This is a genomic window from Paranoxybacillus vitaminiphilus (assembly GCF_003259935.1).
GTDB classification, from domain to species: Bacteria; Bacillota; Bacilli; order Bacillales; family Anoxybacillaceae; genus Paranoxybacillus; species Paranoxybacillus vitaminiphilus.
The window spans coordinates 129,889-149,482 of record NZ_QLMH01000005.1; the positions used below are offsets into that span (position 1 = coordinate 129,889).

Here is a 19,594-nt window from a genome sequence, read left to right on the forward strand (position 1 = left end):
AGGTAACACGTGAACCGAACTTGTCCAAAGCGGTAGAACAAGTTCGCCAAAATATCGTTGATGCACCGGAAATGGATCGGGAAGTAGCGGAGAAAGTCGATCGAGCGTTGCGTGAAGTGGTTCAACTCCAGCGAATGGGCCGTGAAGTCGAGGGCCGGGCACGTTTAGTCCAAGCATTGGAGCAAGTGGAAGAAGAACTGCGCATGCAAGAACCGGCAAATCAAGTGAAACAAGTGCGTGAACAAGCAGCGCGTGAACCAAATTTCACCAAAGCGGTAGAACACGTTCGCCAAAATATCGTTGATGCGCCGGAGATGGATCGGGAAGTAGCGGAGAAAGTGAATCGAGCATTGCGTGAAGTGGTTCAACTTCAGCAACAAGGCCGCGAAGTCGAGGCTCGTGGTCGTTTAATGCAGGCGTTAGCACAGGCAGAGGAAGCATTGCGCGCAAATGAAGCAAAGACTCAACCGTCTGTGAATCTTGCAGAGTTAGTAAAAGTCGTACGCAGTCAGGTCATGAAGGAAGCGGATTTGACGAAAGCGCTGGCGCATGTCCGCACGCAGCTTGTTCATAACGACAATGTGCCTGTGGAAATACAACAAAAAATAGAAAAAGCCATTAAAGACGCTTCGCTGTTACAGCAAATTGGCCGGGAAACATTCGCGAAAAACCATCTCATTCGCACACTTGAACAGGTAGAGAATACTGCGGCAGCGAAAGAACAAAAACCGCAAGCCGCTCTATTTGAAACGATTCAGCAAGTCAAACAAACAATCGCCAAAGCGGAGACGATCGAAGCGGCGATTCGCGAAATACGCCAGCAGCTTCATCGTTTTACTGATCAAAACATCGCAGCACAGCTGACAAAAGCAATGATTGAAGCGGCAAAACTTGATAAAAGCGGCCGCGAGCAGCTCCTTACTAGCCTTACAAATTTAGAAAGCGAACAAATGAAAGAGATAACGAATGAAAAAGAAATATCAAACCAACATGTATATGATGCCGTTCGCAAAGCAATCAAAACACTTCAGCGTGAAGCAAACTTAGAAAAAGCGTTCGACTTTATTAAAACGGAAACGATGCCGCGATTAAACAAAGAACCGGAGCTTTGGCAAAAGCTAACAGACTCTTTCACGAAAGCATTGCAGCTGCAAGAAAACGGAAGAGAACTTGCTGCAAGACAAACGATGTTAAAAACATTAACAGAAATCGAAGCTTCATTGCCTCGGGCGGTTAACGAAGAAACTGATCGCTCAACTAGCTTAGACAATCTTTTCGATTCCGAATGGCAAACAAGCTTACAATTGCAAACAAAAGATGTCATCGTACAAACGATTACGAAAAAAATGTCGCAAGCGGCGATTGACTTTAAAAACATAAAACGCGATATCATGCGCAATTTAGAGGGCGTTTCGCAATTAATCGAGAAATATAAACAAAGCGCCCAACCTCAGGCGAAACAGCTTTTAGAAACGGCAATCAAACAATTAGACAACGCCATTTTAAAAAGCGATATGATGTTATTTACCGATATGACAACAGAAAAACAATTAATGAAAGCAAGCTCACAGCTCGCCGAGGCGAAAAAACGATTAAATAAGGGCGACTATAGCGGTGCGCAAAAAATCGTAAAAGAAGTAAAAGATGTACTCGAAAAAATGCAATTTAAACCTTCTGATGTGAAAGTGAAACATTTTGTGGCAAACGAAAGCTTAAAGTTTGCTGATTCGTCAAACGAGTTTTTAACGAATATGAATAAAGTGGTTCAACCGTCTGCGTTTGAACCGTCGGCACGGCAAATGTTTGAAACGATTCGCCGGCTCGGTTTAACTCATGATTACGAAGTTGCCGAATCGCTTGTTTTTAAAGGAAATAATGAAGAAGCGCCGCAACAAAATATGAAGGCGATGTTTTTGAAGCTTGCTCAGAGCGGAAATGAGCAAGTAGCGCAACAAGCGGAACAAGCGTTAAACAATCTTACGGGGCAACAGCTGTTAAATAAATTTGATGCAGGCGCGAATGCACAAAGCTTTTTTTTCACGCTGCCGCTTTTATTGCAAAATGAAGTGCAAAGCGTAAAAGTGTATGTGAACTCTCGTAAAGACGGTGAACGAATCGACTGGGAAAACTGCAGTTTATATTTCTTGCTTGAAACGAAAAAATTAGGCGATATCGGGATTTTACTGAATGCAAATGAAAGAAATCTCTCGATAACGTTCCGTAACGACAAAGCGGATTTTGTTGAGAAGATTGAACCACTTATGGATGTTGCCAAAGAAAGATTAGAAGAAATCGGTTATCGTGTGACCGGAGTTAACGTGACAAAATTAACAAAAGAAAATATGGCAATGAAAGAGTCGAAACCGATATCACAGACACCATCTTATGCAACATTTACGGAGAAAGGGTACGATTTTACAATATGATGCAAAAATATTTTAATCAAAAAAAGAGAAACGAAATCAATGGACCGACGGCAGCGGTCATTCGTTACGACGAAGAAACAGGAAAATCGCCGACCGTCGTCGCGCAAGGAACAGGATATGTGGCGCAAAAAATTATTGAATTAGCGAAAAAAAATAACGTTCATATTCAAGAAGACCCACTCCTTGTGCAAAATTTGTTAAACCTTGATTTAGGTGACAGCATTCCCCCGCAGCTATACGCTGTCATTGCGGAAATTTTAATATTAATAGAAGAAATAGAAAAAAACTATTAAACTGCATGGATAAATGGCCGATATAGAAAATAGAGAACAAATGGGGGTGTACAATTTGGAGATCCTCACAGAAGAAATTGTTTATCAAAAAAACTCACAGCAGCTGACGGCACTGCTTTATGAAGGATTCATTGAAAGTTTAGAAGCAGCGATTACATTGATTGAACAAAAAAATTATATAGACGCCAATAAACGGCTGCAAAAAGCCAATGATATTCTCCGCCGGCTTGGCGTCGGTTTAAAGTATGACGCCGGCATTATCGCCCATCAATTAGATGCACTTTATAACTATATGGCGGAACGTCTCATTGAAGCAAATATAAAGAAAGATATTTCTATCATTAAAGAAGTGCTTCAATTAATGACGACGATTTCATCGGCTTGGAACGAAGTGTTGAAAAAAGAACCGCAGACAGCGCAAAATTCGTTTATGCAAAAAGCAGCCGCTTACGAAAAATTTATAACGACTTATGAACAATAAGATTAAGAGATAAAGGAGCGACGAAACATGCGAATTAACCATAATATTCAAGCGTTAAACGCCTACCGCAACTTAGCGGCGAACCAATTAAGCGCCTCTAAAAACTTAGAAAAATTATCATCAGGGTTGCGCATTAACCGTGCAGCGGATGATGCAGCTGGTCTTGCCATCTCCGAAAAAATGCGCTCGCAAATCCGCGGCCTTGAAATGGCAGAGCGCAATGCGTTAGATGCAATTTCGCTTATCCAAACGGCGGAAGGGGCGTTAAACGAAGTACACAGCATTTTACAACGCATGCGTGAGTTGGCGGTGCAGGCATCGAACGATACACTTGAAGATAGCGATCGTGCAGCGATACAGGCGGAAATTGACCAGCTCACAAAAGAAATCGACCGTATTGCCGATACAACCCAGTTTAACCAAAAACTTTTGTTTAGCGGCTCGCCAAAGGGAAAAGCGTTTGCCGAAGTGAACTCTTCGAAAATGAGTTATGTCGGTAACGGAACGTGGGAAGGGATTGTAACAACGACACCGACTGCTCCAGCGCAAGTTGTCTTGGATTTTTCACGAGCATTTGGGATGCTTACCGATGATCAAATCGATGGTCAAATTTTTACGATTAACGGAAAAACATACCAAATTGATGCGAAAGGGGATGGAGTGACAAATACAAGCCATATTCGAGTAGATGTTTCTTCTTGGGATCCACTTCCGGTTGATGATAGTGATGCGGTTGCCAACATTAACAGCTTAATGACAGCATTAAAAAATACAATTATTGCAAATGATAGCACGTTTAGTTCTGCGAGTACTATTACTAATGCTTCGGACAGCGGTACTGCAACTGATGGAACGATTAGCAACGGTCAACTGACTTTGTTAACGACGAAAAACATGTCGCCAAAAGAAGCCAATCAAATTCAAGTATCTTCTTCTTTTGATAATACGAAATTAAAATATTTGCCTACATCTAGTTCAACTACTGAAGTTAGTACTTTTGTTGCGAGTGGCACATCGGCGACTTCTGAATCTTTTACGCTGTCATTTAATGATGTTCCAAAGAATGGGGATATACTAAAAATAGATAATTTAAAAATTACGTTCAGCGACTCAACAAGCAATACGTACTCATGGAGCGGAACGGAAGGAACAGCGACCATTAACGTCAGTGGCAAGAGTGTAACAGACGTGCTTAATGAAATTAAGGATGTTCTTGATGATGCTGTAGCGGATACTACGAATAGACCTGTTGATGCGTTGACATTCCACAGTGTCGTAGATAATATGTTGCTTCTCTCTACGAATCGGACAGAAGACGGGGGATCATTTGGTTTTTCAAACGGTCTAGAAATTCAATTGATTGATCGTAATTTTGGGGACAAAGAAGGCCAAAAACTAAATCTTGAAATGCAAATTGGAGCGAATGAATCAGAAACGCTAGCATTTGACTTAAGTGTTATGGATGCGGCAAGTCTAGGATTAGCCAGAAAAGCGGACCGAACTACTGCCGTTACTGCAGGCGTAAACGCTGAAGCTGGAATCGATGTATCCTCTTCTGCTCAAGTTGCTCGTGCAGCGATTTCTGTAATCGACGAAGCCATCCGCAAAGTATCCGAAGAACGCGGAAAATTAGGGGCCATCCAAAACCGCCTTGAACATACAATTAATAACTTAAAAACAGCGCATGAAAACTTAACATCTTCTGAGTCACGCATCCGCGATGTCGATATGGCGATGGAGATGGCTAACTTTACGAAAAACAACATTTTAAACCAAGCGGCTCAAGCGATGCTCGCGCAGGCAAATCAGCTTCCTCAGGGAATTTTGCAGCTGCTCAAAAGCTAATTGATGAAGGGTTAGGTCGAACAGACCTCGCCCTTTTTTTGTAGTTATGCCATAATATTCTTAACAAGAGGTGATAACGATGGAAGTACAAAAAGTCACAAAAGCGAATGTTGCGAACGTCAGCCGTAAAGAAGAAACGGCGATGGAATCGGTGTCATTTACCGAGCTGATGGCAAAAAAGCGAAATGACATTGTCTGGGAACGCGTGCAGCAACAGGTCAAAGAAATTGAAGAACAAGGGAAAAAACTCGCTGAATCGCGGACGGTTGAAGATTTAAAAAAATATAAAAAGCTTGTCAAACAATTTCTCGATGATGCCGTAAAAAACGGCTTACAGCTTGAGCAGCAGCGCGGATTCAGCCGCGGCGGGCGCTCAAGAATTTATAAAATCGTCAAAGAAGTGGATCAAAAGTTAATTGAGTTAACGAATGCGGTTTTGCAAAAAGAGCAAAAAGGGCTGGACTTATTAAGCTTAGTCGGCGAAATTCAAGGGCTTATCATTAACATTTATACGTAAAGGATGAAGTGGAGATGGCTGAGTTAATCAATTGTCCAAGATGCGGTCGTCTTTTTATCAAAAATCGATTTCGTGATGTTTGCGAGCAATGTTATCGCGAAGAGGAACAATTATTTGAGAAAGTATATCAATTTCTCCGTAAGCGGGAAAATCGTACGGCGACAATGGCGCAAGTGGTAAAAGAGACAGGAGTAAGCGAACGACTGATTGTAAAATGGATTAAGGCCGGGCGTATAAAGCTTGTTCATTTTCCGAATCTTGGCTACCCTTGCGAAAAATGCGGAAAAATGATTCGTGAGGGAAGGATTTGTAAGGAGTGTAACATGGATTTACAAAAACAATTGAAACAGCTAGAACAAGAGCAACAGCGTTTACGCCAACAAAACAATCCGACGTATTATGTATCCAATCAAGATAAGGACTAAACATGAATTGTTTTTTGCCGATATAAATAGTAGACGACGGTTTGTGCGAACGATAAGCACAAAGAAAGAGAGGTGGACAGATTGCGAATTCATCATGTTGGCTCGATGAACGTTAATCCATATCAAAGGCAGTTTAATAAAACGGAACAAGCAGCTAAAGCACCTAATAAAAAAGACAAGGTCGAAATTTCTCTAGCGGCAAAAGAATTGCAGGAAGCGTCCAAATTTGAAGCAGCCCGTCAAGAAAAAATCGAACAATTAAAACAACAAATTCAAACGGGTACGTACCAAATGGACGAAAAAGCAATCGCTGAAAGTATATTAAATTATTATTTCAGAAAATAAATCAGTACTTTTATACTGATTTATTTTTTGAAATTTAAATGGAGCGAAGAAAGATGAAGTTTGCCGAACTCATTTCTCTTTTAGAAAAACAAGTAAAATTGCATGCAAGTCTGTATCAGCTGGCTTTAAAAAAAACGGAAGCATTAAAAAATCATGATATAAATGTACTTACCGCTTTAATGAAAGATGAACAAAAGCATGTTTTGGCGATTCAACAGCTCGAAGACAAGCGCTTGCGAATCACAGAACATCTTTTGAAAGATTCGGAACATGAACGGACGATTACGCGCTGCATTGAGCTTGCCGATGAAGCGGAGCGTCCGAAGTTGGAAAAACTATATGAACAACTGGCAGAGCTTATTATTAATTTAAAGCAGGCAAACGAATTGAACCAGCAGTTAACGGAACAGTCATTGCAGTTTGTCTATGTGACGCTGGATATGCTCGCACCGCAAACAACACCGATCAATTACAGCAGCACAAGCACGTATGAAGAACATGCTGACCGTTCGCTGTTTGAATCGAAGGCATAAGAGAGGAGATATAGACAATGCTTTCTACTTTCCACGGATTAGAAACGGCAAGGCGCGGGATGATGACGCAGCAAAATGCGCTCTATGTGACAGGACATAACATTGCGAATGCAAATACGCCAGGGTATTCGCGCCAGCGTGTCAATTTTGTCCAAACACCGCCGTATCCGTTCGCTTCACAAAATCGTCCGATGATTCCTGGACAAATGGGAACAGGCGTCGAAGGCGGTACCGTCCAACGGGTACGTGAACAATTTTTAGATGTGCAATATCGCGGGGAAAATATGAAATTTGGCTATTGGAATACACGCGCGGAAGCTTTGAAGAAAATGGAAGAAATTATGAATGAACCGTCAGAGAATGGATTAGCAAAAACGCTGGATCGCTTTTGGCAGTCATTGCAAGACTTAGCGGTAAATCCATCGAACTCCGGAGCACGTTCCGTTGTGCGCGAACGCGGTATTGCCGTGGCGGAGACGTTCCATTATTTGTCCGACTCGCTGACGGCGATTCAAAACGATATGAAAAACGAGCTGGAAGTAACAGTGGAATCAATCAATTCACTGGCGCAACAATTAAATAACCTTAACAAACAAATTGGCGAAATTGAACCGCACGGCTATCTTCCGAATGACTTATACGATGAACGAGACCGTCTTCTTGATGAACTATCGCAGCTTGTAAATATCCGCGTTGTTCCTGTTTCAAGCGGCGGAAATGCCCTCAAAATCGCAGAAGGGCGCTTTACAATTGAGTTAATGGATAAAACGGGAACACAAAAAATTGGTACGCTTGTTGATGCGACATACAACACGGTTCATTCTCTTGAAGCGGTTTATTTAGATAACGTGAAAAAAGAAGGACCGGTTACAGGCTTCAAACTTGGCACAGCGTCGATTAACCAGCTTTCTCTTTTTTCGGAAAACGGCAAACTTGGTTCGCTCATTGATTCCTATGGTTATACAACGGACGGTGGCAGCACTATCGTAGGGTTGTATCCAGATATGCTTCTCAATCTAAATGCAATGGCAGAACAATTCGCAGCAGAAATCAACCGCGTGCACGAGAGCGGCTGGAGCATTACTGAAATTAAACGAGGCAGTAAATTCGGTACGCTTGCGGGAGACCCAGTCAACTCTTTTTTTACATTTGACGCTACAAAAGGTGCGGCAAGTACGTTACAAATCAATCAAACAATTCTTGATTCATTAGATAATATCGCTGCTTCAAACGCCCATAACGGGTTAACTGTCTCTGGAACGTTTAACGGCACAATCAACGGTCTTACAGGCACATACGACCGCGTGCAATTGGAAGTGGAATATGACGCTTCCTCTACTTCATTCCGTTATCGCGTCATGAACACAACTGTTAATCCACCTGTTCAAATTGAGCCTGCAAGCGGTTGGAGAACGGCTGCCGATGCCGCGAGCTTAGAAACACAGTTAGAAGGCCTGTTTGGTGGCCCGCTTGATTTTAAGAGCAATTTTTCTGATCTCAAATTCGGCGATCGCTGGACATTTGAATTCGTCAAAGATCAGCCATATGTCGGCGCGTTGGGTGATGGAAGCAACGCCCTTGCCTTAGCGGAAGTAAAAAACAGTGTCATGTCACTCCGCGGCAGCACAACAACGATTCAAAACTTTTATGAAGGTGTTATTGGGCAAATGGCGGTGAATGCTCAAGAAGCAGAACGTTTATCCACCAACAGCGATGTATTGCGGCAAGCGGTTGATGAGCGCCGTATGTCGGTCAGTTCCGTATCGTTAGATGAAGAAATGACAAACATGATTAAATTTCAACATGCGTATAACGCTTCCGCACGCATGATAACACTCGTTGACGAAATGCTGGATAAAATCATTAACGGAATGGGAGTCGTTGGAAGGTAGGTGACGAATCGTGCGGATTACGCAAAGTATGTTAACGAATAATTCGCTTCGCAATATCAGCCAAAGCTACGGACGATTAGATAAATATCAAGAACAGCTGTCAACAGGGAAAAAAATTCAACGTCCGTCTGATGACCCTGTTGTGGCGATGAAAGGGATGCATTACCGTTCGAGTTTAACAGAAATTGAGCAATATCAGCGAAATTTATCAGAAGTGTATACATGGATGGAAAATTCCGAAGCGGCGCTTGAACATACAACAAAAGTGTTGCAAAGAGCGCGCGAACTTGTCGTGCAAGCGAAAAACGGCACGCTGACTCCGGAGGACAAGCAGGCGATCGCCCGCGAGATTGAGCAGTTGAAAAAAGACTTAGTACAAGCAGCGAATACGAAAGTAGCGGGAAAATATATTTTTAACGGCACGAACATTGCCCAGGCGCCTGTGACAGAACAAAATTCGCCTAATGCACCGATTGTACAAAACAACAATGATGATTTTCTAGTTGAGGTAGCAAAAGGTGTCAAGTTAAAAGCCAATATTAACCCGCGCAATGTGTTTAGCCAAGAGCTATTTGATACATTACAGCAGATCGAAAATACATTAAACGATGTGGCATCGGGGGATTTGGACAGCTTATTGAAAAATTTGGACGACCATTTGAACAGCGCGTTAGCGGAACGGGCTGAGCTTGGCGCGCGTTACAACCGCCTTGAACTGATTGAACAGCGCCTCGCTGAGCAGCAAGTCATCGCCAAGCGAATGATTTCCGATAATGAAGATGCGGACATTGAAAAAGTGATTACCGATTTAAAAGCGCAGGAAAGTGTGCATCGAGCAGCATTAGCGGTCGGCGCCCGCGTTATTCAACCGACGCTTCTTGACTTTTTACGTTAAGCCGGCTTTTGGAAGCTGGCTTTTCTTTTAATTCGATAACTTTCTGGATGTTTTTAAAGGGGGGACTGCGAACATGCCGTTTCCGCAAATTCGCATGGAAGCCACGTTGGCGAAGCTGGCGATTTCTTCCACTCGCGCCCAACTGCAAATCACCCAGCCGCCTGCCGAAGTAACAATCGCGCAGCCAAAGCCGGAGATGGTCATGGATGTCACTCCCGGGCGGCTGACGATAGACCAATCGCAAGCGTGGGCGGATATGGACTTAAAACATATTTTCCGCCGCATTGAAGAAGCGGCACAGGAAGGGTATGAAAGCTGGCTTGCCTATTTAGCCACCGCTTCACAGCAAGGCGATGAATTAATGAAAATCGAAAACGGCGGCGATGTGTTTGCGTCTCAGGCGCAAATCAACGGCGAAGACCCGCCGCTTGAATTCAATGTCGGTTTTGTGCCATCGCCGTTCAGCGTCAAAATTCATTATGAACCGGCGCAATTAATGATCGACTGGAAAATCAGCAAACCGGTGATTGACATTAAAGCCCGGCCGCCAATCATCGACTATAAACCGGGAAAAGTCAGCGTCGATATAGCACAACATAACTCTTTACGCATAGACGTCGTTACGTAAAGTGATAGGGAATGAGGGAAAAACGATGAAAATTTTGACAAAATATCATGGTGAATGTGAAATAAACGAGAAAGACATTATTCAATTTGAACACGGCATTCCGGGTTTTTTAGAGGAAAAACAGTTTGTGCTGCTGCCGCTTGAAGATACGCCATTTGTCATTTTACAGTCGGTGAAAACAGCGGAGCTTGGCTTTGTCATGATCGATCCGTTCAGTTACTTCAAAGACTATGATTTTGAGTTAGATGACCATTCCGTTGAACAGCTGCAACTGTCTTCTGAAAAAGAAGTCGCCGTATATGTCATTCTTACCGTGGCTGACCCGTTTGACGACACAACGGCGAATTTGCAGGCGCCGATTGTGCTGAATTATGAAAAAAAGCTCGGCAAACAAGTGATTTTAACAAATACACCATATAAAACGAAACATCGGCTCTTCCCGGAAAAAGCCGCAGCGAAGTAAAGGAGGCGGGGACGATGCTTGTGTTAACACGCAAACTGAAAGAAGCAATTCAAATCGGTGATGACATCGAAATTACCGTTCTCGCCATCCAAGGCGACCAAGTGAAGCTTGGCATCAATGCCCCAAAACATGTTGAAATTCACCGGAAAGAAATTTATCTTGCAATTCAAAACGAAAATAATGAAGCGATTCTCGCCTCTAAAACATCGTTACACGAACTTAACAAGCAGCTGAAAAACTTGAAAGGGGGGAAATAGTCATGAGCGTCAGCATCGGCGGCATCCAAATCCCAGGTGTCATCGCCCGCATCGTCGAAGATAATAAGGCGATCGCTGAACAAGCACTAAACGAAATGATTAACAAGCATAAAGACAACCCGGCGCGCATCATTAAAGAAATTCAACAACCTTCACCATTTTCCCAATTTCTCGATATAAAAATATAAAAATTTTTTACAGGAAACTATTAAACTTCAAACTACCAATGACGATAATAAGAGTGAGAGTAGCATAGAGACGAAAGGCGGCCGACTTTCTATCTATCTGCGAATTGAAAAAATAACTTCCACAAGGACGTGGAACAAAAAAATTCAAGGAGGAAAAGAACATGAGAATTAACCACAACATTGCGGCGTTGAATACGTATCGTCAATTAACTAATAATGCTGTGATGGGTCAAAAATCGATGGAGAAATTATCTTCGGGTTTTCGTATTAACCGTGCTGGCGATGATGCAGCAGGTCTTGCCATTTCTGAAAAAATGCGCGGACAAATCCGTGGATTAGAGCAAGCAGCTCGTAACTCACAAGATGCTATTTCTTTAATTCAAACAGCTGAAGGAGCATTAAATGAAACACATGCAATTCTTCAACGTATGCGCGAGTTAGCAGTACAAGCAGCTAATGATACTAATCAAGACTTAGTTGACCGTGATGCATTAGATCAAGAATTTCAGGAATTAAAAGCAGAGATTGATGACATTGCTTCACAAACAAAGTTTAATAAAATGAACTTATTAGATGGTTCATTTGGTAATAAGATTGATACTGACCCAGCTAACACAACTGCGCTATCCGTTGCTGGTGTTGCAAAAATAATTGGTAATGGTCCTGCTGAAACTTATACAATTACAGATGGTGGTGCTGGTGGAGATCTAACTATTTCAAATGGTGCTGGTGACTCTATCACTATTGCTGGTGGAGGCACAGTAGACGGCGCACAAACAATCAATATCTCTAAATGGGGGATTACAATTAGAACAAACGAAGGATATACTGCCGGTTCTTTAAATGGTACAGCTATTGTTATAACAGCTGGTACTGGTGGACAATTCCAAACAGGAGCGAACCAGGGCGAAACTATGACTCTATCAATTGGTGATATGAGTGCAGCAGGATTAGGTATTAATGGTGAAGATTTACAAAGCAGAGCGAATGCAGAACAGGCTATTACTGCAATCGAAAATGCACTTAACCAAGTTTCTACAGAACGTTCAAACTTAGGTGCTAAACAAAACCGTTTGGAGCATAGAATTGCTAATTTAGGTACAGCTTCTGAAAACCTTACAGCTGCTGAATCCCGTATCCGTGACGTAGATTATGCCTTAGCTGCCTAAGCAGCGACAGGCAGAGTCGTCCTAGCTGGAAACGGCTAGGAGTATAACCGGGTGAATTGCTGGAAACCCCTTAGAGCCTTTGACGCCACAACGTAGCTGGAAACGGCAAGCGTGATGGCTTGAAAAGTCAAAGGATTGGGCAACCGAGCAGCCAAGCTCCTGTGACGAAAGTCTGGAGAAGGTTCAACGACTAGGGTATACCGCCTAAGGCAAGCGCTATGGCGATGAAACCCGTAGGTGAAGCCATGAAGAGAGGCGTGGTGAATCCGAAGTGCCCGGCCCCTAACAGGTAAAGCTGAGGGTGAAGAGATAGTCTGGTCATTCACGAAAGTGGATGTTCGCACGATGGCGAAAGAAATGATGGAGTTTACGAAAAACAACATCCTCTCTCAAGCAGCACAAGCAATGTTGGCTCAAGCAAATAACCAGCCGCAAGGAGTTCTACAACTCTTGCGTTAATAGTTGGTTATTTGCAGGGCGTCTAGCTTGGAAACGAGCTAGAGGATGACTGGGTGAATTGCTGGGAAGTCCTAAAGCTTTCCTTGCCACAACGAAGCTGGAAACGGCAGGCGTGACGGCTTGAAAAAAGGAAAGATGGAACAATGGGCAATCAGCAGCCAAGCTCCTGTCCCGAAAGGGTGGAGAAGGTTCAACGACTAGGACATACCACCTAAGGCGAAACGCTATGGTGATGAAGTCCGTAGGGGAGGCAAGTGCCGAACCGAAGCGCCCAGCCCCTAACTAGCATTAAGCTAGAGGGTGAAGATATAGTCTACACAACGGTCGAAAGACGTTGAGGCATGGCAAGCCAACCAACAACCACAAGGAGTATTGCAATTGCTTCGTTAATCGTACACAAACGGAAAGAGACCTTAGATTATCTGGGGTCTCTTTTTTCATGAACACTTTATTTATCTTTTATCTCTCTCCATTTATACACAACGGACCAATAGCTTCTTTGCAGTGCGTTGGCGATTTCTTGAATCGTAGCTCCTTCTTGCTTCATTTCTTTCAGTAGCCGTATTTCTTCAGTGGAATACGGTTTCACGCGCTCGGAGCTGCTTACGAAAATATCGAAATTAGGAAACTTGCTCTTCCATTTGCGTTTCTCTACTTTGAATCGCTCGTTCCAGTTTGTTTTGTAATACATAGACGGACAGTCATGAATAACAGGGGAGATCGTTTCAAAGAAGAGGAACGTGTCTCTTACCGATGTCGTTTTTAAAATACTGCCTTGTCCATCGGGGCGTTTGCTTAAGCGAAACGTGATGCCAAAATGAGTAAAAATATGGTGCTGTAATTGTTGCAGTTCATGGGGCGGGTAACATTGCAAGTAGAGATAAATATGAGGAATTAAATAAATACGTTTCTTTCGTTGATTTACTTGGGAAGAAACGCAAAGCGAGCCATCGTCCATATACAAAACGGAAAGAAAATGCGGCAGCGTACAATAGGATAGCAAAGAAAGCGGTATATGCTTGGAGCCGTCATCGTGATAAAAATGAGGATATAGCTTTGTAAACAATGGCAGTGATGGTGAACGGACGCATTGGCTTTTATGCGTGATATATAAAAGACCGTTAAAAAATGAAATTTTCCATTTTCGATATTCTTCTTGGTCGATGCCAAAATGTTCCCGATAACTATGATTTTTTCTTCTACTATTTTTATAAAGTTTTGTAATCTCCCCATCTCCAATAATGCTGGCAATCAAGATGTTTTGTTGTACGGGAGTTAACTATAAGAAATTGTGCATGTATTTCCCCTCTTTACAGAACATACGTTCGTTACATATTTATTATAATGTACCCCACATGTTTTTGAAAGGTTTAGATGGCATTTTGACTAATTTTATGGAGTAGTGTTTTAGTCGTTATATAAGCTATGTGTAACGGAATGATAGATTTTTTAAGGAAAGTCGAGAAATTTTTAAAAAATTTCCGAATATAATAAGATTGCTCTAAAATATCCTATGGAGATAATTACTATTTATCAATAACTAAAAATAGGAATATTTTACAAAGTGATTGATGACTATATACAATAAGGATAAATTTATTATGAAAGGATGATATAAAATGTTGATTTATCCATTTAATAGAAATGAATTAACTGAAGAAAAAATAGAGCAAATCAGAATGTATATTGAAGACAATTATCAAGTTTCTAATACCAAACTAATTAAGCAAACATCTCATTCTTTGGTTTTTGAAGGAATGAGAAATGGTACGTTAGAGGGTTTTGTATACCAAAAAGAAATAGGAGCTGTAATTCAGGTTGAAGATTATGAAATGTTTTAAAAATTATGAACTGGATTTTATTGTCAGAAAAAATGTAAACCCATAAAGACAGTTTCGCTTACTAGTTTTATAATTTGTCTGTCGGGCAATGCACGCCATCGGTCATTTATGAAATCTTTATTTCCACATATAAAACTAAACAGTAGGGTGTTTGACGTGATGATTTATAAAAAATGGCTCTACCATATCACCCACTATAGCAATCTTCCATCGATCCTTTGTCACGTTGGATTAGTGGCAAATAACGTGGCGAAGGTGAAAAGTGTATCGTATGTCAATATTGCGCATACACGTATACAAGCTAGGAGGTCAATCACATCAATTCCGCTTCCTCCTTATGGCACCTTACATGATTATGTTCCTTTTTACTTTGCACCTAGGTCAACCGATGTTATATGCTATTAACAAAGGCCGTGTAGACGGGTACACAAAAGGACAAGATGAGATTATTTATCTCGTGTCTAGGACAGATGTGATCCATCATAGAGGATTAGGTTATGTGTTTACGGATGGGCATGCCATTATGAAATTTACTGATTTTTATAATAATTTAAAAGATTTAGATAAAGTTGACTGGAACGTTATGCACTCTCAATTTTGGTTTGAAACGGAAGAGGACCCCGATCGGGAAAGAAGAAGGCAAGCGGAGTTTTTAGTGTATCAATTTGTTCCTATCGATATGATTTTAGGCATCGGGGTTAAAAATGATAAAATGAAGCAAAAAGTTGAAGAGATTATGTGCCAATGTCACTGCCATAAACCGATAGCTGTCCGCCCACATTGGTATTACTGAAGGAGGTGATACAATTGATCATCCTAAAACAAGGCAATCTCTTGGAAGATGAAGCAGAAGCGTTAGTGAATACGGTCAATTGTGTCGGCGTGATGGGGAAAGGAATCGCTCTGCAATTTAAGCAGGCATACCCGGAAATGTTTTCAGAGTATGAAAAGGCTTGCCGCCGCAAGGAAGTACAGCCGGGCAAAATGCATGTCGTTTCCAATAAATCGTTGTTGAACCCAAAATATATTATTAATTTTCCCACAAAACGCCATTGGAAAAATAAATCCCGGATGGAAGATATAGAATTAGGGTTAGTGGATTTAGTAAAGGTGGTTAAGGAACTTAATATAAAATCAATTGCGATTCCGCCGCTTGGCTGTGGAAATGGCGGATTAAAATGGGCTGAAGTACGTCCTAAAATTGAAGCAGCTTTTAAACATCTACAAGATGTGGAAGTACATTTATACGAGCCTGCAGGAAGCCCTAAACCCGATCAAATAAAGATACGTACAGAACCTCCAAAGATGACAAGATCTAGAGCATTATTTCTTATGCTAATGAATGATTACTCCATTCCAGGTTATCGGCTATCTTTGCTTGAAGTGCAAAAGTTAGCGTATTTTCTTCAAGCAGTTGGGGAACCCCTTAAACTAAGATTTGAAAAAAGCAAATATGGTCCATATGCAGACAATTTAAATCATGTATTATTGCGCTTAGATGGCCATTTTATTCGTGGTTTTGGCGATCGCAGCAGAGATGCAGAAATTTACTTAATACCAGATGCAGTCCAAAAAGCGGAGCAGTATTTGATGGGCGATTCCGAAGCCTATAAGCACTTAAAAAGAGTAAGGGATATTATTCAAGGGTTTGAAACTCCATATGGACTGGAATTGCTTTCAACCGTACATTGGGTTGTGAAAGAAAATCCGGATATAAAAGACGATGTTCATTCCATTATTGAAGAGATTCACAGCTGGAACGAACGAAAGCGGAAGATATTTAAAGAAAAGCATGTTGAAAAAGCTTGGCAGCATTTAAAAAGAATGGGCATGCTTAATTAATAAAGAATGTTTGTAGATTACGTCTCCCTCATCTTTCGTATCCCTAACAATGAGGGAATAAAGAAAATTCAATCTATTATAATGTAAAATAATAAAATTTCAACACTGATAGCGATGGTATACTCCTTTTATCACCATCGCTCGTCTCTTTATAGGTAAATGTCCTCACTGAACCGAAGCTCTCTTCATACGCGTTGCTGCTTACACTTCCTTCGTATTTCGCCGTTCGGCAGCTACCACTTGTACATACGCAAACAGTTGAAAAATCGCTTGTTCCGTTGGTTTCGTTAAATTGCGCTTCCCAGTAACCCGTAACGGACGTTCTTCTCTAACACTTGTCAGACTCAATATCTTACAAGAGGCTCTTTTTCGGTTGAAAGAGGGGGGTTATTGGAAAGATATTAAATACGCAAGCTTTTCACTAGGTTTTTACATATTGTGTACACTGTTGAAAGGTCGTAATGTCTCCCGAGCTTTGGTGTCCAATATCGTCCATGAGCCAGCCAGTGGCGAAATTGCAGCGCGCTTTTATAATCGCTAATATATTTTTTCGCCTGAGGGTGTTGTTCTTTCCAATTTTCGAGAATGTCTTCGTCGAGAGAAACACGGGCCTTTCTTTCTTTGTAAATCGATCGGAATATTCTGCTAAGGTTATCCTTTTTACGATTTTTTACTCTGGTTAAATAGTCTATTCTCAGTTTTGCTTCCACAGCGGCTAATAGGTCTAAACATATTAGAGTTTCCAACTCTTCGATTTTGTTTCTAAAATATTGATCTAATTCCTCTGATGTAAAACCGATAAATTCTTCGGGTATTTCTAATCCTTTTTTTATATTTTCTTTGTATTTTAAAAGCGCGCTTTTACATAGATTATAAAAATTTACGATATCTTCAAGGTTTTTATGCTCCCCCGAAAATGTGATGCGTCTCTTCACTCGGCAATGACCTCTAATAAAGCATCAGAAAAGGAATCTTCGTTCAAGTCAATAAATTTTATGTTTGGGGGAGGAGTTGCGATTTTCCAAACATACTCGGGATTTTTCGTTTCGCGGATTTTTTCTAAACCTTTTGACAGTCCATCGTTGAAATGAACCGTAACTTTCGGTGATTCTGCTTCTTTATCTACTAATAAAAATTTAATATTGCCATTTTTCCCAATCATATCGATTCTTCCCATAGCACCTATAATATTTTTTCCAATCGGCTCTATTACTACTTTTTGATTTGGGAAGTTTATATATAGTTTGTTTGTTGCATATTCGCCAAGGTATTCTTCATATTTTTTTACTTCTTCCCAATCTAAAGATAGTAGTCCTTTTTCTTGAAGGGGGGCAAGGAATGCTTTAACTTGATTGTAGAACTCTGCAATTTCCGCCAGCCACTGCTGTTTTTTCTGTTCCCAATCGATTTTATTCCGCTCGGCGTCTTTCTTTTTTCTTTTCAAAAATTCTTCTAAATTCTCCATTCCCATTTACAAACTCTCCTTTATACAATATTTGTCATTTTTTATTATATCTTATTTGGCGGCTAACGGGTAGATGAGTCAGAAAATAACGATGAAACAAACGATATACGAAACATTTTCTGTAATCATTGTATTCAGATCGTAGCAAGGACATGAAAATTTACTTATTACTGTGGGTATTAGTCAAAAATTTTTGTTCGATATCGAATAGGGTCCCGATTGAAAAAGTAGAGGACAAGCAAGCTCCCTTAGTGTAGTTTGTTTCTATCGATATGATGTTAGACGTTGGCATTAAATTGTACTCATACTGCATGCTGCGCTTAAATTTTAAAAATATTGCTTTATATATGTAAGGTGATTAGTGATAAAATGTTAATAAAAAGAGATGGAGGCAAACAAATGAAATGGTCAGAGTTGCGTAAGCAATATCCAAATCAATTTGTGTTGGTGGAGGCCATTTCGGCTTATTCGCAAAATGGCAAACGTATTATTGAGGAAATGGTAGTGATCGATCGGTACCATAGTGTGTCTGATGCATGGAATGGTTATAAGCAGCAACACAAAACTTTCCCGGGGAAGGAATTATATATTTTTCACACAAGCAAGGAGCAAATAGAGGTGGAAGAACAATATTTTATAGGGATTCGGGGGAGAGTATGAATATAAGAATAGAAAATGGATTGCCTATTGTTTCCGTTGAAATAAAGCGTGGTGAAAAAGCGGTTCTTTTAACGGACGTGTTATTGGACACAGGTTGCGCTACGACCATTTTTGATACGGATGTACTCGCGCAAATCGGTATAGAGTTAGATATTATTAATGGAAGAACAAAACGAATGTACGGAGTAGGCGGATACAGCGAACTTTGTTATGAACAAATAGTAAATAACGTCACAATTGATGGAAAGGAACTAGTATCATTTTTATTGCAATTAGGAATGACTAAAGAAATATATGGTTTTGACGGAATTTTAGGCGTAGACTTTATGGAGAGAACGGGAGTGATTATTGATTTTAAAAATTTCATTATTAAATATGGATAAAAGCAATGTTTGGGTTCTGCCAAGAAAGTTTTGCACTTATATTCCCCATCTTGTTTTTCATTCCTTTTTAAGTTACTATTATTCCTTCTCCAATAATTGACAAGCATTGTGCACGTGAAATGAGATTATCATAATCCCTTGAATTTATTTTTCCCTCCCCTTCACAATTTCCCATCTTCATCCGATATAAAACATAGATAGTGTTTATGTAAAGGAGCGGGCGTTATGACGGTGGAAAAGGTCTCTTTACATCCTCCTTCTTTCTATGAAAACATTCGCAATGAAAAGGAAAATGGTGCGATAGAATTGCAAAAGCAACAAAATCATGCCAGCGTTTCAGAAACGCCGGAGCAAGAAGTTCCGAAAGAAAAACTGGAAGAAGTCGTGAAAGGCTTGAACGAATTCCTGCAGCCTAGCCAAACATCATTAAAATTTGAACTTCATGATCAACTAAAGGAATATTACGTACAAATTATTGACGAACGGACGAGAGAGGTCATTCGCGAAATTCCTCCGAAAAAGCTTTTGGATATGTACGCGACGATGATGCAGTTTGTCGGATTAATTGTTGATAAAAAAATTTAAGG

General features: G+C 40.9%; 26 protein-coding genes and 1 pseudogene. 23 read left to right on the plus strand and 4 right to left on the minus strand.

Going from position 1 to position 19,594, the window contains the following annotated elements; genetic code table 11:
- The first annotated feature begins 314 nt into the window (after nt 1-314).
- From B0I26_RS18245 to B0I26_RS18560, 16 genes and pseudogenes are all read left to right on the plus strand, one after another.
- Complete coding sequence (locus B0I26_RS18245; protein ID WP_458295087.1) at nt 315-2,426, plus strand: hypothetical protein; 2,112 nt, start codon at nt 315-317, stop codon at nt 2,424-2,426.
- Nucleotides 2,423-2,719: an EscU/YscU/HrcU family type III secretion system export apparatus switch protein gene (locus B0I26_RS08200; protein WP_111644960.1), complete on the plus strand. Its 297-nt coding sequence runs from the start codon at nt 2,423-2,425 to the stop codon at nt 2,717-2,719. Before B0I26_RS18245 ends, B0I26_RS08200 begins: the two co-directional genes overlap by 4 nt.
- Before the next feature lie 55 nt (nt 2,720-2,774).
- Entirely contained in the window at nt 2,775-3,200 is a 426-nt protein-coding gene (gene fliS, locus B0I26_RS08205) for a flagellar export chaperone FliS (protein ID WP_111644961.1), read from the plus strand.
- 27 nt (nt 3,201-3,227) lie between these two features.
- Nucleotides 3,228-5,045 (plus strand): flagellin N-terminal helical domain-containing protein, encoded by a 1,818-nt coding sequence (locus B0I26_RS08210; protein WP_111644962.1) that lies wholly within the window; start codon nt 3,228-3,230, stop codon nt 5,043-5,045.
- Nucleotides 5,046-5,124: 79 nt separating this feature from the next.
- Nucleotides 5,125-5,562 carry a YaaR family protein gene (locus B0I26_RS08215; protein WP_111644963.1) on the plus strand — a complete coding sequence of 146 codons (438 nt, stop codon included), beginning with the start codon at nt 5,125-5,127 and terminating at the stop codon, nt 5,560-5,562.
- A 14-nt stretch (nt 5,563-5,576) separates the two neighbouring features.
- Nucleotides 5,577-5,987, plus strand: coding sequence for a TIGR03826 family flagellar region protein (locus tag B0I26_RS08220; RefSeq protein WP_111644964.1), 411 nt, complete (start codon nt 5,577-5,579; stop codon nt 5,985-5,987).
- An 81-nt stretch (nt 5,988-6,068) separates the two neighbouring features.
- Nucleotides 6,069-6,332 carry a flagellar biosynthesis anti-sigma factor FlgM gene (gene flgM, locus B0I26_RS08225; protein ID WP_111644965.1) on the plus strand — a complete coding sequence of 88 codons (264 nt, stop codon included), beginning with the start codon at nt 6,069-6,071 and terminating at the stop codon, nt 6,330-6,332.
- Nucleotides 6,333-6,385: 53 nt separating this feature from the next.
- On the plus strand, nt 6,386-6,865 hold the full coding sequence (locus tag B0I26_RS08230) for a flagellar protein FlgN (RefSeq protein ID WP_111644966.1): 480 nt from the start codon (nt 6,386-6,388) through the stop codon (nt 6,863-6,865).
- Between the two features lie 17 nt (nt 6,866-6,882).
- Nucleotides 6,883-8,757: a flagellar hook-associated protein FlgK gene (gene flgK / locus B0I26_RS08235; RefSeq protein ID WP_111644967.1), complete on the plus strand. Its 1,875-nt coding sequence runs from the start codon at nt 6,883-6,885 to the stop codon at nt 8,755-8,757.
- Nucleotides 8,758-8,767: 10 nt separating this feature from the next.
- Nucleotides 8,768-9,652 carry a flagellar hook-associated protein FlgL gene (gene flgL / locus B0I26_RS08240; RefSeq protein ID WP_111644968.1) on the plus strand — a complete coding sequence of 295 codons (885 nt, stop codon included), beginning with the start codon at nt 8,768-8,770 and terminating at the stop codon, nt 9,650-9,652.
- Nucleotides 9,653-9,725: 73 nt separating this feature from the next.
- On the plus strand, nt 9,726-10,280 hold the full coding sequence (locus tag B0I26_RS08245; protein WP_111644969.1) for a DUF6470 family protein: 555 nt from the start codon (nt 9,726-9,728) through the stop codon (nt 10,278-10,280).
- Nucleotides 10,281-10,305: 25 nt separating this feature from the next.
- Nucleotides 10,306-10,743, plus strand: a complete 438-nt coding sequence (gene fliW / locus B0I26_RS08250) for a flagellar assembly protein FliW (RefSeq protein WP_111644970.1) — start codon at nt 10,306-10,308, stop codon at nt 10,741-10,743.
- Between the two features lie 14 nt (nt 10,744-10,757).
- Complete coding sequence (gene csrA / locus B0I26_RS08255; protein WP_111644971.1) at nt 10,758-11,000, plus strand: carbon storage regulator CsrA; 243 nt, start codon at nt 10,758-10,760, stop codon at nt 10,998-11,000.
- 2 nt (nt 11,001-11,002) lie between these two features.
- Nucleotides 11,003-11,188: a hypothetical protein gene (locus tag B0I26_RS08260; RefSeq protein WP_111644972.1), complete on the plus strand. Its 186-nt coding sequence runs from the start codon at nt 11,003-11,005 to the stop codon at nt 11,186-11,188.
- A gap of 161 nt (nt 11,189-11,349) precedes the next feature.
- The gene (locus B0I26_RS08265; protein ID WP_111644973.1) at nt 11,350-12,357 is read left to right on the plus strand and encodes a flagellin N-terminal helical domain-containing protein; all 1,008 of its coding nucleotides are present in this window, start codon (nt 11,350-11,352) and stop codon (nt 12,355-12,357) included.
- Between the two features lie 342 nt (nt 12,358-12,699).
- Nucleotides 12,700-12,816, plus strand: a pseudogene (locus B0I26_RS18560) (flagellin); the annotation flags it as partial.
- Nucleotides 12,817-13,264: 448 nt separating this feature from the next.
- Here the strand turns inward: B0I26_RS18560 and B0I26_RS08275 are convergent.
- Nucleotides 13,265-14,071 (minus strand): DNA endonuclease, encoded by an 807-nt coding sequence (locus B0I26_RS08275; protein ID WP_245934736.1) that lies wholly within the window; start codon nt 14,069-14,071, stop codon nt 13,265-13,267.
- A 364-nt stretch (nt 14,072-14,435) separates the two neighbouring features.
- Between B0I26_RS08275 and B0I26_RS08280 the strand changes: the two genes are divergently transcribed.
- The 4 genes from B0I26_RS08280 to darG all read left to right on the plus strand — a co-directional run bounded on the left by B0I26_RS08280 (nt 14,436) and on the right by darG (nt 16,499).
- The gene (locus B0I26_RS08280; protein ID WP_111644975.1) at nt 14,436-14,657 is read left to right on the plus strand and encodes a hypothetical protein; all 222 of its coding nucleotides are present in this window, start codon (nt 14,436-14,438) and stop codon (nt 14,655-14,657) included.
- A gap of 159 nt (nt 14,658-14,816) precedes the next feature.
- Complete coding sequence (locus tag B0I26_RS18820) at nt 14,817-15,062, plus strand: DarT ssDNA thymidine ADP-ribosyltransferase family protein (RefSeq protein WP_281268691.1); 246 nt, start codon at nt 14,817-14,819, stop codon at nt 15,060-15,062.
- A complete protein-coding gene (gene darT / locus B0I26_RS18825) occupies nt 15,046-15,450 on the plus strand; it encodes a type II toxin-antitoxin system toxin DNA ADP-ribosyl transferase DarT (RefSeq protein ID WP_281268692.1) in 405 nt (134 codons plus the stop codon). The genes B0I26_RS18820 and darT overlap by 17 nt, the downstream gene beginning before the upstream one ends.
- A gap of 5 nt (nt 15,451-15,455) precedes the next feature.
- Nucleotides 15,456-16,499, plus strand: a complete 1,044-nt coding sequence (gene darG / locus B0I26_RS08290) for a type II toxin-antitoxin system antitoxin DNA ADP-ribosyl glycohydrolase DarG (protein ID WP_245934741.1) — start codon at nt 15,456-15,458, stop codon at nt 16,497-16,499.
- A gap of 201 nt (nt 16,500-16,700) precedes the next feature.
- Here the strand turns inward: darG and B0I26_RS18250 are convergent, their stop codons facing one another.
- The 3 genes from B0I26_RS18250 to B0I26_RS08300 are packed head-to-tail and all read right to left on the minus strand — an operon-like array spanning nt 16,701 to nt 17,970.
- The gene (locus B0I26_RS18250) at nt 16,701-16,847 is read right to left on the minus strand and encodes a hypothetical protein (protein ID WP_160299084.1); all 147 of its coding nucleotides are present in this window, start codon (nt 16,845-16,847) and stop codon (nt 16,701-16,703) included.
- Between the two features lie 53 nt (nt 16,848-16,900).
- Nucleotides 16,901-17,434 (minus strand): hypothetical protein, encoded by a 534-nt coding sequence (locus B0I26_RS08295; protein ID WP_111644977.1) that lies wholly within the window; start codon nt 17,432-17,434, stop codon nt 16,901-16,903.
- A complete protein-coding gene (locus B0I26_RS08300) occupies nt 17,431-17,970 on the minus strand; it encodes a hypothetical protein (protein ID WP_111644978.1) in 540 nt (179 codons plus the stop codon). Before B0I26_RS08300 ends, B0I26_RS08295 begins: the two co-directional genes overlap by 4 nt.
- A 393-nt stretch (nt 17,971-18,363) precedes the next feature.
- On the opposite strand from B0I26_RS08300, the gene B0I26_RS08305 reads away from it, so the two are divergent.
- From B0I26_RS08305 to flaG, 3 genes are all read left to right on the plus strand, one after another.
- On the plus strand, nt 18,364-18,624 hold the full coding sequence (locus B0I26_RS08305; RefSeq protein ID WP_111645040.1) for a hypothetical protein: 261 nt from the start codon (nt 18,364-18,366) through the stop codon (nt 18,622-18,624).
- Entirely contained in the window at nt 18,621-19,007 is a 387-nt protein-coding gene (locus B0I26_RS08310; RefSeq protein WP_111644979.1) for a pepsin/retropepsin-like aspartic protease family protein, read from the plus strand. The genes B0I26_RS08305 and B0I26_RS08310 overlap by 4 nt, the downstream gene beginning before the upstream one ends.
- A gap of 225 nt (nt 19,008-19,232) precedes the next feature.
- Nucleotides 19,233-19,592: a flagellar protein FlaG gene (flaG, locus tag B0I26_RS08315; RefSeq protein ID WP_111644980.1), complete on the plus strand. Its 360-nt coding sequence runs from the start codon at nt 19,233-19,235 to the stop codon at nt 19,590-19,592.
- Nucleotides 19,593-19,594 lie beyond the last annotated feature (2 nt).

Coding starts and splice junctions, on each gene's coding strand:
- B0I26_RS08220 (WP_111644964.1), top strand. CDS start 5,577: ATGGCTGAGTTAATCAATTGTCCAAGATGCGGTCGTCTTTTTATCAAA.
- B0I26_RS08265 (WP_111644973.1), top strand. CDS start 11,350: ATGAGAATTAACCACAACATTGCGGCGTTGAATACGTATCGTCAATTA.
- csrA (WP_111644971.1), top strand. CDS start 10,758: ATGCTTGTGTTAACACGCAAACTGAAAGAAGCAATTCAAATCGGTGAT.
- B0I26_RS18820 (WP_281268691.1), top strand. CDS start 14,817: ATGATTTATAAAAAATGGCTCTACCATATCACCCACTATAGCAATCTT.
- B0I26_RS08245 (WP_111644969.1), top strand. CDS start 9,726: ATGCCGTTTCCGCAAATTCGCATGGAAGCCACGTTGGCGAAGCTGGCG.
- B0I26_RS08215 (WP_111644963.1), top strand. CDS start 5,125: ATGGAAGTACAAAAAGTCACAAAAGCGAATGTTGCGAACGTCAGCCGT.
- B0I26_RS08210 (WP_111644962.1), top strand. CDS start 3,228: ATGCGAATTAACCATAATATTCAAGCGTTAAACGCCTACCGCAACTTA.
- fliW (WP_111644970.1), top strand. CDS start 10,306: ATGAAAATTTTGACAAAATATCATGGTGAATGTGAAATAAACGAGAAA.
- darT (WP_281268692.1), top strand. CDS start 15,046: ATGTTATATGCTATTAACAAAGGCCGTGTAGACGGGTACACAAAAGGA.
- B0I26_RS08300 (WP_111644978.1), bottom strand. CDS start 17,970: ATGGGAATGGAGAATTTAGAAGAATTTTTGAAAAGAAAAAAGAAAGAC.
- flaG (WP_111644980.1), top strand. CDS start 19,233: ATGACGGTGGAAAAGGTCTCTTTACATCCTCCTTCTTTCTATGAAAAC.
- B0I26_RS08230 (WP_111644966.1), top strand. CDS start 6,386: ATGAAGTTTGCCGAACTCATTTCTCTTTTAGAAAAACAAGTAAAATTG.
- flgK (WP_111644967.1), top strand. CDS start 6,883: ATGCTTTCTACTTTCCACGGATTAGAAACGGCAAGGCGCGGGATGATG.
- B0I26_RS08305 (WP_111645040.1), top strand. CDS start 18,364: ATGAAATGGTCAGAGTTGCGTAAGCAATATCCAAATCAATTTGTGTTG.
- B0I26_RS18245 (WP_458295087.1), top strand. CDS start 315: ATGGATCGGGAAGTAGCGGAGAAAGTGAATCGAGCATTGCGTGAAGTG.
- B0I26_RS08260 (WP_111644972.1), top strand. CDS start 11,003: ATGAGCGTCAGCATCGGCGGCATCCAAATCCCAGGTGTCATCGCCCGC.
- B0I26_RS08200 (WP_111644960.1), top strand. CDS start 2,423: ATGATGCAAAAATATTTTAATCAAAAAAAGAGAAACGAAATCAATGGA.
- B0I26_RS08280 (WP_111644975.1), top strand. CDS start 14,436: ATGTTGATTTATCCATTTAATAGAAATGAATTAACTGAAGAAAAAATA.
- B0I26_RS08310 (WP_111644979.1), top strand. CDS start 18,621: ATGAATATAAGAATAGAAAATGGATTGCCTATTGTTTCCGTTGAAATA.